The sequence below is a fragment of the Mycobacterium cookii genome (assembly GCF_010727945.1).
Lineage (GTDB): Bacteria > Actinomycetota > Actinomycetes > Mycobacteriales > Mycobacteriaceae > Mycobacterium > Mycobacterium cookii.
In genome coordinates this window covers 4,001,528-4,012,582 of sequence record NZ_AP022569.1, presented here as the reverse complement: position 1 = coordinate 4,012,582, position 11,055 = coordinate 4,001,528, and the positions used below count along the sequence as shown (strand labels likewise).

Annotated in this window: 9 protein-coding genes; 1 reads left to right on the top strand and 8 read right to left on the bottom strand. The window is 66.4% G+C overall.

The features are described from left to right. Positions 1-49: 49 nt before the first annotated feature. Together G6N27_RS18815 and G6N27_RS18810 are read right to left on the bottom strand one after the other, a co-directional pair. A complete protein-coding gene (locus tag G6N27_RS18815) occupies positions 50-343 on the bottom strand; it encodes a hypothetical protein (protein WP_163778916.1) in 294 nt (97 codons plus the stop codon). 141 nt (positions 344-484) lie between these two features. Then, positions 485-3,091, bottom strand: a complete 2,607-nt coding sequence (locus G6N27_RS18810; RefSeq protein WP_163778913.1) for a helix-turn-helix transcriptional regulator — start codon at positions 3,089-3,091, stop codon at positions 485-487. Between the two features lie 132 nt (positions 3,092-3,223). On the opposite strand from G6N27_RS18810, the gene G6N27_RS18805 reads away from it, so the two are divergent. Beyond that, positions 3,224-4,468 carry a cytochrome P450 gene (locus tag G6N27_RS18805; RefSeq protein ID WP_163778911.1) on the top strand — a complete coding sequence of 415 codons (1,245 nt, stop codon included), beginning with the start codon at positions 3,224-3,226 and terminating at the stop codon, positions 4,466-4,468. A gap of 12 nt (positions 4,469-4,480) precedes the next feature. Here the strand turns inward: G6N27_RS18805 and G6N27_RS18800 are convergent, their stop codons facing one another. The 6 genes from G6N27_RS18800 to clpB form a co-directional block, all read right to left on the bottom strand. Next, complete coding sequence (locus tag G6N27_RS18800) at positions 4,481-5,182, bottom strand: TrmH family RNA methyltransferase (RefSeq protein WP_163778909.1); 702 nt, start codon at positions 5,180-5,182, stop codon at positions 4,481-4,483. Next, a complete protein-coding gene (locus G6N27_RS18795; protein WP_163778907.1) occupies positions 5,179-6,069 on the bottom strand; it encodes a hypothetical protein in 891 nt (296 codons plus the stop codon). Before G6N27_RS18795 ends, G6N27_RS18800 begins: the two co-directional genes overlap by 4 nt. 5 nt (positions 6,070-6,074) lie before the next feature. Beyond that, positions 6,075-6,614: an orotate phosphoribosyltransferase gene (pyrE, locus tag G6N27_RS18790; RefSeq protein ID WP_163778903.1), complete on the bottom strand. Its 540-nt coding sequence runs from the start codon at positions 6,612-6,614 to the stop codon at positions 6,075-6,077. After that, on the bottom strand, positions 6,601-7,377 hold the full coding sequence (locus G6N27_RS18785) for an SDR family NAD(P)-dependent oxidoreductase (RefSeq protein ID WP_163778900.1): 777 nt from the start codon (positions 7,375-7,377) through the stop codon (positions 6,601-6,603). The genes pyrE and G6N27_RS18785 overlap by 14 nt, the downstream gene beginning before the upstream one ends. 36 nt (positions 7,378-7,413) lie before the next feature. Beyond that, entirely contained in the window at positions 7,414-8,262 is an 849-nt protein-coding gene (ttfA, locus tag G6N27_RS18780) for a trehalose monomycolate transport factor TtfA (RefSeq protein ID WP_163778897.1), read from the bottom strand. Positions 8,263-8,377: 115 nt separating this feature from the next. Next, positions 8,378-10,924, bottom strand: a complete 2,547-nt coding sequence (clpB, locus tag G6N27_RS18775) for an ATP-dependent chaperone ClpB (protein ID WP_163778894.1) — start codon at positions 10,922-10,924, stop codon at positions 8,378-8,380. Between the last annotated feature and the right edge of the window lie 131 nt (positions 10,925-11,055).

Genomic DNA, 11,055 nt, shown 5'->3' with positions numbered 1-11,055 from the left:
CTGGAAGGATGCCCGCCGAGGGTGCAGGTCGATCATGCCTTCTCGGACGTCAAAGCCGGGACATCTCCCGCGCCATGCAGGCGTCCTCCAGATAGGAGTAGCGCTTCGGGTAGTCGCGGCGCACTGGACGACCTTTTTGCATCGAGGGAGCAAGCGCGAGCCGGACGGCGGAAAGCCGGACCCGGGTCGTCTCGAACCAGCGGCGCTTGCTCGCCGGGCGTGCCCGCAGGGCCACAGCCGTGCTGAGCGCGACCTCGCGTTCGGTGATCAGGACCGGCGCCGGCGACACCAATCGCTCTCGCATCTCGTCGAGGTCTGTGACTACGAGGTTCTCGGTGATCATTTCCATCCTCCGTCCTTGAGTTCCGTTACTGGAATCCTCGATCCGGATGGGTCCGTCGATGTCAGTGACGCACTACTGATATTTCGAGGCGTTACGCCGTGGTATCACCGGAGGGCGATCAGTAATGGAGTTGACGCGGTGTCATTCCCGGCGCTGCGGCAGGAGCGCCGCAAGTTCGTCACGGCTGGACGTGCCGGTCTTGGACATCGCTTTGTAGATGTGGCTTTCGACGGTTCGAACCGACAACGTCAGCCGTGTCGCGACATCCCGGTTGGACAGCCCTTGCCCGACAAGCATCACGATTTCCCGTTCGCGGTCGGTTAGCGGCAGTCGTTCGACAGCCTTGCACAGGGCCGGAGTGCGGGCGCCGCCACAGTGCTCGGCCAACGCCTCAGCCCTTGCCGAACATCCCAACGCCGACCCGCGTAAGTCATGGTGCCGATAGGTCAGCGCTGCGTGCGCTGCCGCGTCGACAGCAGCGATGAGGTCACCCATATTCTCGAATTCTGCTGAAACCGCAGCTAATTCGGTGCCATTGTCGTCATGCATGGCTTCAGCGAAGCGGGCCGCGATGCCGGCGCGGGGCCCTTCGACGATAGCTGAAAGTTCTCGCAATCGAGGCCCGCAGGTACGCTCCCCGAATTGCGTGGCTGTCTGTAGACACATCACTTCAGGAGCGAATTGGCCATTGTCTTTGGCTGTTTCAGCGGCAGCGAGCGAGATCGCGATTGCTTCACTGACGGCGCCCTGCCCGGCGGCCAGCCATGCCTTGGCGATCGCGTATTCGTAGTCGAGGTATCGCCAGCTGGGATGGCAGAGTTGTCCGAGTGCCCCGAACCGGGCGGCCGCCGCGTCGATTGAGCCCCGCATGGCGAGCGCCGTCGTGAGCGGAATCTGGCATCGATAACGCCAACGGTTGGAGTCGGTGGAAGCTGTTGCCGTTTCGATGGACTGGGCCAGAAGCGAAATCGCCGCGTCGAGTCGCCCGGAACCGAGGGCCACTCTGCCCAACGCAAGAGAGCCGACCTGGAAGGACTGAAATGCCTGAAACTCGATTTGACGTTCCCGTATCGTCTGCGCCGGTGCATCGGCATCGGCGATATGGCCAGCCAGAAGGAGGGCGCCGATGTGGGCGTCGGTGATGATGACGAACGAGCGGATCGGAACCGGGTAGCCGGCCTTCGCCGCTGCCGCGGCTTCGCCGGCACGGCCCGCTTCTCCAAACGCAAGGGCGAGGGCCCAGGCGGTCACCCGCTGGGCGACAAGGTCGGGCAGCTCCTGCCAGATGAACTTGCCGGCTGACTCGATGGCCGCGTGCGGCTTGCCCATCGCCGCCCAATACACCGTCAGAAATGCGTCGATACAGCTGCGAGCCGGTGGGCCTGCTGCGCGGGATGCTTCGTCGATGAATTCTTTTGCCCCTGCCGGGTCGGCCAAAGTGAAGAGCCGATTGGTGGCCTGCAGGAACGCCATCCGCCCGTACATCACGTCGGCCAACTCCCCTGTCTGGATGCCGGCGAGCAGAGCATCGGCTTCCTCGCCACGACCTGTGCACGACAAGGCATAGGCGCGAATGAGTTTCGCGTTCGCGGCCCCTCCTGCCAGGGTCGCTGCCGCCGCGAGTCGGTCGGCGAGGGGGAATTCCCACAGCCAGACCGCGCCACTGGCCGCTCGAACAAGCAGGTCCGGATCCGGCTCGAGGTCCGAGTCGATGCTGAGGGTGGCGCGGCGGACCACCACATGCATCTCGTCACGATCGTCCGACGCGGCGAGTTCGGCGGCGATCAGACCACGCAGCCGTCGTAACCTTGTGGCGGCAGCCCGATTTCGTCGAACCTCCCCGTACAGTGGGTGCGCCAACCTCGCCTCGACCCGATCGCCTATTTGAGCGAGAGCGATGAGGCCGCGGATGTCCGCCTGCTCGACCGCGGCCGAGTCGGTTATCCGGGTGAGCGACCCGAGCTCGATGGGTTCGCCGACGGCAAGGGCGTCGATCACGTCACTGACCGAGCTGGGCAAGCCTCCGATCCGGCCTTCGACAAGTTCGATCAGGCTGGGCGGCAAGATCGGATCTCCAAGCCATCGCCAGGAGTCGTCCTGCATCACAAGCCGTTCGTCGGCGACCTCCTGCTCGACGATATTGCGCAAATACAGCGGATTGCCGCGGGTCAACGTCCACAATCGATCAGCCGCCGGCGGATCCACCGGACCGCCCAACGTTGCCGAGACGAGCGCGGTTGTTTCGGCTTCCGACAGCGGTTGCAGGTCGAGGCGGTCAAGCTGCCCGCCGTCCCATAACTCCAGCACCCCCGCAGGAATCGATTCACCCTGGCGGATGGTGAGCAAAACCTTGGCAGCGCGGCGCTGAATGATCTGGTGCACAACGAATGTCGAGAGATCATCGAGCAGGGCCACATCATCGATGCCCAACACCACTGTCTTGCCAGAAGACGAGGAAGTCAGCGACGCGATTGCGTTACGGATCAATTCGAGGTTGTCGTCACCGGCAGACTCGGTCCATGAGGACAGCGCTGCCAACGGGATCGACCGCGCAGAGGACGTGCCCACTATCCACCGGACTTCGCACCCTCGCGACCCGGCAGAACTCAGCGCTTCACGCGCGATCCGGCTTTTGCCCACGCCGGCAGCCCCGCACACCACGACCCCGGCCAAGTCCGAGTCGAAAATTGCGGCTTCGATGAGCCGCTGTTCCTTCGAGCGGCCGGTCAGCGGCCACGTCAAGCGCACCCGGACAGCTTAAAAGCGCCGACCGGGTGATAGGGCGAAAGATCAGTATCCGTCTACTGGCATGTCTTCGCGGTATCGGAGCAACGATTGCGTCGCGATCAGCAACCGCAAACGCCCAGCGAGGAGCCCGTCATGGCCGTCGACACGATGTATACCCGCAGTTGCCCTGATGTCTTCGACGCGGGGTTCCCGATCCTGGCCTACGACCAGCTGGACGATCCCGAAGAGGCGCACCGACTCATCGCGGCCGCCCGCAGTCGAGCGCCGATCGCGATCGGAACCCACGGCCCGGAAATCCTGTCCTACGAGCTGGTTCGAACCGTGCTGCGCGACCCCCGATTTCGGATGCCGAAAGGGATGTTCCTTGCCGGCCAAGGCATCACGTCCGGAGCTATCTGGGACCGTGTCACCGCGAGCCTGATCAGTCTGGACGGTGAGGAGCATCAGCGCCTTCGTCGCCTGGTGTCGAAGGCCTTCACGCCTCGGGCCACCGCACGGCTGCGCTCGACGATCATCGATGTCATCACCGAACTCGTTGGACACCAGATGATCCGCGGGCGCTGCGACGTCGTGGTCGACATCGCGCGTCGATATCCAATTCCGATCATTTGCGCGCTGCTCGGCACACCGGCAGAGGACTGGGAGTTGTTCTCGGATTGGACCGACGACATCTTCAAGGCGTTCAGCTGGAACGTCGCCAGCGAGTCGGACTCCATCCTGGGGGCTTGGGCGGCGGTCGACGCCTACGTCGACGATATGGTCGCCGACCGCCGCGCCGCGCTGACCGACGACCTGATCTCCGAGCTGATCCGCGCCGAGCATGACGGCGATCACCTCAACGGCGACGAGTTGCGCATGCTGGTCGTGGGCTTACTGATTGCCGGCACCGATACCACTCGAAATCAGCTCGCGGCCTCCGTGCAGGTGCTGTGTGACAATTCCGATCAATGGGCACTGCTGGGCCGGCACCCCGAGCTGGCCGCCAACGCGGTCGAGGAAACCATGCGACACTCCCCGATCGCCTGGGGCACCCTGCGCATAGCCCTCGAGGACGTCGAACTCGCCGGAGTCGTCATCCCGGCCGGCACATTGGTCGTCGCCAACACCGCCTCGGCCAACCGCGATCCCAGCGTCTACCACAACCCCGAGCAACTCGACATCACCCGCGACGGCGCCCCCATGCAGACCTTCGGCGCCGGCATGCATTACTGCCTCGGCGCTAACCTGGCGCGGCTCGAACTCGCCGAAGCCCTGACGGTCATGACACAGAAGATGCCGAACGCCCGGCGCACCGGACCGGCGCCGTGGAAACCGTTGACCGCCATCACTGGACCCGCCACGCTGCCCATCGAATTCGACGTCACGCCAGGGCATTAGCGGATCGGCGCCCTACCACGCCTGAGCGATGTTTCCGTGTTGGCTGATCCAGGTATGCATCGCGATACCCGCCGCGACCGCGACGTTGATGCTGCGGGTCGAGCCGAACTGTGCAATCGACACGGTCAGCGGGGCCAGCGCCCGAGCATCCTCGCTGATGCCGGGGCCTTCCTGGCCGAACAGCAGCAGACAGTCGCGCGGCAGCGTGGTCTGTTCCAAACGGGCGGCGCCGGGCACGATGTCGACGGCGACCACGGTCAGGCCCGCGTCGGCGGCGAAGCTGAGCAACTCGGCGGTGTTGTCGTGATGACGCAGTCGCTGGTAGCGGTCGGTGACCATGGCGCCGCGGCGATTCCAGCGCCGTCGGCCGACGATGTGCACGGTGTCGACGGCGAACGCGTTGGCGGTGCGGACCACCCCGCCGATGTTGGCGTCGTGGCCGAAGTTCTCGATGGCGACGTGCAGCGGGTGCCGGCGGGTGTCGATGTCGGCGACGATCGCCTCGCGCGTCCAGTACCGGTAGGCGTCGACGACGTTGCGGGTATCGCCGTCGCGCAGCAACGCCGGGTCATACTTCGGATCGTCGGGCAGCGGGCCGGTCCACGGGCCGACTCCGCTTGTCCCGACGCCCCATTCGGTGGGACCGACCTCGCTTACGTCCGCGCGACGATGCGGGCCGGAACGGCCCGAGGAGGAGGCGGACGAGTCGCTCACCGGACGGTCCAGACCGCGGCGTGAGTGCCGACGACGGAGACGGTGGCGTACAGCAGCGCCTCGTTGAGGTCGCCTTGGGTGCACAACGACGCGTTGACATGCACGGCATCCAGCGACGCCTCGGGCAGGATCAGCACCGACGACCCGTAGGCCGAGCAGGCCGCGCTCAGACCGGGCGCAGGCAGCGTCGGCGAGGCGAGCAACATCATCGGCCCGCCACGGGCCGCGGACTCGTCGCGATACTTGGCCGCGATGGTGTCGGCGTTCAAGCCGAGCAGCATGTACCCGCTGCCGTTGAAGGCGGCGGGGTCGCCGAGCGAGGCCTTCGTCAGCTGGGTGCCGTCGGCGCGCCACGCGTCGACGCTGCTGGTCTTGACCACCATGCCGGTGTCGCTCTCCTTGGTCGGCAGCAGCCCGACCGGAAACGCGGCCGGGTAGGCCGCGGCGGTGTCGGCAATTCGGTCACGGGGCGAGTAGAGATACACCCCACGCACGGCGCTGCGGTCCTTGAGCGGACCGAGGCACACCGTACCGGTCAACCGCTTGCCGCCGGGCGCGGAAAGCGATTGGATGACAAGATTTTTCATGTCGTCGCAGCTACCGATCCCGGCGACTTCCATGGGGTGCGCCAGCGCGCCGTACAAGCCGAAGCGAATATCGCGGGCATCGGCATGCGGCTTGGCCGGGTCGCCCGGCGCCCCGTCGACGTCGACCAGCACGTAGTCGTCTTGCCAGCGCAGATTCGACACCGAGGTGTTCCAGCCCAACACCGCCAGCGCCTCGCCGAGTCGAGCGGTTCCCGCGCCGTACACCAGGTCACGGTGATTGCCGCCAGAGCACGCCGCGCAGAGCGCGAGCGTCGCCACCAACGCGAGAAGGCTTCGCACGACGGCTAACTCAGCCCGAGGTCCGCCAACCCCAGCACGCTGCGGTATGGAACACCCTCGGCTTCGATGGCTTCGGCCGCGCCCGTAGCGCGGTCGACCACGGTGGCCACGCCGACCACGTGTGCGCCGGCGTCCTGCACGGCGCGCACCGCCGTCAGCGCCGACGCGCCGGTGGTGCTGGTGTCCTCGACCACCAGAACGGGTCGACCCGCAATGTCAGGTCCTTCGATAAGGCGTTGCATGCCATGGGTTTTCGTCGACTTCCGAACGACGAATGCATCGATCGGGCGGCCGGGTGCGTGCATGACCGCGGTGGCAACCGGGTCGGCACCCAGGGTCAGGCCGCCGACTGACGCGTACTCCCAGTCGTCGGTGAGGTCGCGGATCAGCCGGCCGATGAGCGGGGCGGCCCGGTGGTGCAGCGTGGCCCGGCGCAGGTCGACGTAGTAGTCGGCTTCCTTGCCCGACGACAGCGTGACCCGGCCGTGTACCACCGCCAATTGGCGGACCAGGTCGGCCAATTCGGCGACTTCAGGTGCGGCCACGGCCCCGACCGAACACGCTTGTGGCGGCGCGCGCCAACGTTCGCGGCACCATCCGGCTGGCGGCGGTGATCGCTTTGTACTGCAGTCCGGGAATGATGACCACGTTGCCGCGGGCGACGTCGGACAGCGTCTCCCGGACCACGTCGTCGACCTCGAGCCACATGAACGACGGCAGCGAGGTCATGTCGATGCCGGCGCGATCGTGAAACTCGGTGTGCACGTATCCCGGACAGACGACGTGTATCCCGACGCCGGTGCCGCGCAACCCGACGGCCAGACCTTCGGTCAACGACACCACGTACGCCTTGGACGCCGAATACGTCGACCCGCGGCCGGACAGCAGGCCGGCCACACTGGCGACGTTGATGACGGTGCCGACACCGTTGTCGATCATGGCCGGCAACGCGGCGCGGGTCAGCTGCATCACCGCGGTGACGTTCACGTCGAGCTGGGACTGCAACGTCGCGGGGTCAGCGGTCCAGAAGTCGCCGGAGGTGCCGAACCCCGCGTTGTTCACCAGCACGTCGACGCCGCCCGCGAGACGTTCGGCGACCTCGGCCCGGCCGGCGGAGTCGGCGAGGTCAGCCGGCAGCACCTCGACGTTGCAGCCGCCCTCGTTGGACAATTCGGCAGCCAGCTGGTTGAGCCGGTCGGCGTTGCGGGACACCAGCACCACGTCATAGCCGTCGGCCGCGTAGCGACGAGCGAAACCCTCGCCGATTCCGGAGGTGGGCCCGGTGATCAGGGCAACGCGACGAAGCACGGCGCCAGTGTACTTAGCGCCCCGTGCGGCTCAGATTCAGCGCTGGTGATGTGAGGCCTGGTGGCCGTTTCGACTCGTCGGCGGGCGGCGGATCGGTTCCTGACGCGCCGTCGGCGGAGTGGCGGCGGCCCGCGATGTGGAACCGCTTTCATGGGTGGGGGACTCGGCGTGCCGCTGCGGCGTTTCGGCGCGGCCGGCGGGAGCCAGCGGACGGCTGGGAGCCGAATTGCGGCGTGCCGACGGTTGCGGCGCCCCGGCTGCCGGCGTGGACTGCGGCACCGGTGGCAGCACCCGCAGCAGGTCGTTGAACTGGCGCACGGTGCGCAGACCCTCGTCCCACTGGGCGCGAGTGCTGCCGATCGGCATGCTGACCAAGGTCCAGTTCTGTTCGTTCCACATGATCTCGGCGCAGTCCGGGGCGGTGTGCGCGAAGGTGACCATGCGGCGGTCGCAGGCGCGACGGGCGGCGTCCAGGTTGGTGGAGTAGACCATCCGCGGCCCGATCGCGCCGAGCAGCCAAATGTCGTTCTCCCGAGGCTCTTTGAGACCTTTGAGCCGGACGTCGACGACGACGTTGGTGCCCACCTTGCGGTGCAGGGCGATCACCGTGGCGACTTCTTCGAGGTCGAAGATGAAGACCGCCTCGCCGCGGATCTGGCCGAGCACTACGTTGCGCGCCGGGATGTTACTGCCGACGGTCGACATCACGCCGCGCTTCCAGCGCTTGAGGATCTCGGTGGATTCCTGCTCGTAGTCGAATCCGTGCGACCGTGCCCACGACTTACGGCGCCGTCCTCGTCCACGGCGGCGGTCGATGTCGACGTACAGCAACACCGCCGCACCGACGAAGCACAGCGCAGAGAGCGTGAACCAAAGGGGAACCATCGCCACGTAGCGTAACCGCTGTTAGCCCCGAAGCGGGAATGCGAGCAGGTCACAACAGAATTAAAGTTTGCTACCGCTTGAGCGTCTGTGTCGACGCCCAAGCGGTAGCCACCTTTTAACCCAACACCAGCGAGTCGCCGTCGGCGCTGACGTTGACCGGCACGACGTCGCCGTCGTGAACATCGCCGGCCAGCAACAGCTTGGCCAGCTGGTCGCCGATGGCCTGCTGCACCAGCCGACGCAGCGGCCGGGCACCGTAGACCGGGTCGAACCCGCGCTGGGCCAGCCACTGCTTGGCCGGCAGTGACACCTCCAGCGCAAGGCGACGCTGCGCCAGCCGCTTCTGCAGCTGGGCCAGTTGGATGTCGACGATGGACACCAGCTCGCCGGGCTCGAGGCCGTGGAAGATGATCACGTCATCGAGCCGGTTGATGAACTCCGGCTTGAACGCCGAGCGCACCGCCGCCATCACCTGCTCCTCGCTGCCGCCTGACCCGAGGTTCGATGTCAGAACCAAGATGGTGTTGCGGAAGTCGACCGTGCGGCCCTGTCCGTCGGTCAGCCGGCCCTCGTCGAGCACCTGCAGCAGCACGTCGAACACGTCCGGGTGGGCCTTTTCGATCTCGTCGAACAGGATCACCGTGTACGGACGTCGCCGGACCGCCTCGGTCAGCTGACCGCCCTGGTCGTAACCGATGTAGCCCGGCGGGGCGCCGACGAGCCGGGCGACCGAGTGCTTCTCGCCGTACTCGCTCATGTCGATGCGGACCATCGCCCGTTCGTCGTCGAACAAGAACTCCGCCAGCGCCTTGGCCAGCTCGGTCTTACCGACACCGGTCGGCCCGAGGAACATGAACGACCCGGTCGGCCGGTTCGGGTCGGCGACCCCGGCCCGACTCCGGCGCACCGCGTCGGAAACCGCCGTCACCGCCTTCTTCTGCCCGATGACGCGCTTGCCCAGCTCGTCCTCCATCCGCAGCAGCTTGGCGGTCTCGCCTTCCAACATCCGGCCGGCGGGAATGCCGGTCCACGCCGACACCACGTCGGCGATGTCGTCTGGGCCCACTTCCTCTTTGAGCATCACGTTGTCGCGGGCCTCGGCGTGCGGCAAGGCAGCGTCGAGCTTCTTCTCGACTTCGGGGATGCGCCCGTAACGCAGCTCGGCGGCCTTGGCCAGGTCGCCGTCGCGCTCGGCGCGATCGGACTCGCCGCGCAGCGTGTCCAGTTGCTCCTTGAGTTCCCGGACCACGTCGATCGCGTTCTTCTCGTTGTGCCACCTGGTGGTCAGCTCGGCCAGCTTCTCTTTCTGGTCGGCCAGCTCGGAGCGCAGCTTCTCCAGCCGCTCCTTGGACGCGTCGTCTTCCTCCTTGGCCAGCGCCATCTCTTCGATCTCGAGTCGACGCACCAGCCGCTCGACCTCGTCGATTTCGACTGGCCGGGAGTCGATCTCCATCTTCAGCCGGCTGGCTGCCTCGTCGACCAGGTCGATGGCCTTGTCCGGCAGGAACCGCGCCGTGATGTAGCGGTCGGACAGCGTGGCCGCGGCCACCAGCGCGGAGTCGGTGATGCGCACACCGTGGTGCACCTCGTAGCGATCTTTCAGCCCGCGCAGGATGCCGACGGTGTCCTCCACCGACGGCTCGCCGACCAGCACCTGCTGAAAACGTCGCTCCAGCGCGGCGTCCTTTTCGATGTACTTGCGGTACTCGTCGAGGGTGGTGGCGCCGACCAGTCGCAGCTCGCCACGGGCCAGCATCGGCTTGATCATGTTGCCGGCGTCCATCGCGCCCTCGCCGGTCGCGCCGGCGCCGACGATGGTGTGCAACTCGTCGATGAACGTGATGATCTGCCCGGCCGAGTTCTTGATGTCGTCGAGCACGGCCTTGAGCCGTTCCTCGAACTCACCGCGGTACTTGGCACCGGCCACCATCGAGCCCATGTCCAGGCTGACGACGGTCTTGTCCCGCAGGCTCTCGGGGACGTCACCGGCGACGATGCGCTGCGCCAGGCCTTCGACGATCGCGGTCTTACCGACACCGGGTTCGCCGATCAGCACCGGGTTGTTCTTGGTGCGACGGCTCAGCACCTGGACGACGCGACGAATCTCGTTGTCCCGTCCGATGACTGGGTCGAGCTTGCCTTCACGGGCGCGCTCGGTCAGGTCGGTGGAGTACTTCTCCAGGGCTTGGTAGGTCGCCTCGGGGTCGGGGCTGGTGACGCGGGCGCTGCCGCGAACCTTCACGAAGGCCTCACGCAGCGCCTGCGGCGACGCGCCGTGGCCGGTCAGCAGCTTGGCGACGTCGGAGTCGCCGGTGGCCAGCCCGACCATCAGGTGCTCAGTGGAGACGTACTCGTCGTCCATCTCGGTGGCCAAGTGCTGCGCGGTGGTGATGGCCGCCAGCGAGTCACGGGACAGCTGCGGTTGCGTGTTGGAACCGCTGATCTGCGGCAACCGGTCCACGAGGCGCTCGGCTTCGGCGCGGACGGTGGAGGGCTCGACGCCGACAGCTTCCAGCAGCGGCGCGGCGATCCCGTCGTTCTGAGTCAGCAGCGCCGACAGCAGGTGAGCCGGCTTGATCTCAGGGTTGCCTGCGGCGGTCGCTGCCTGCAGCGCCGACGTCAGGACTGCCTGCGTCTTGGTTGTCGGGTTGAAAGAGTCCACGACACTCCGTTCGGGTCAGAAGGGGGTACTGAAAATGCTTGTCGCGTTGTTCAACGCCGTCAAGGTTGAGTCTGTTCCGCTCAACCTTAAGAAATTTCAGGCGAACTGTAAACCTTCAGTTATTCGAACGT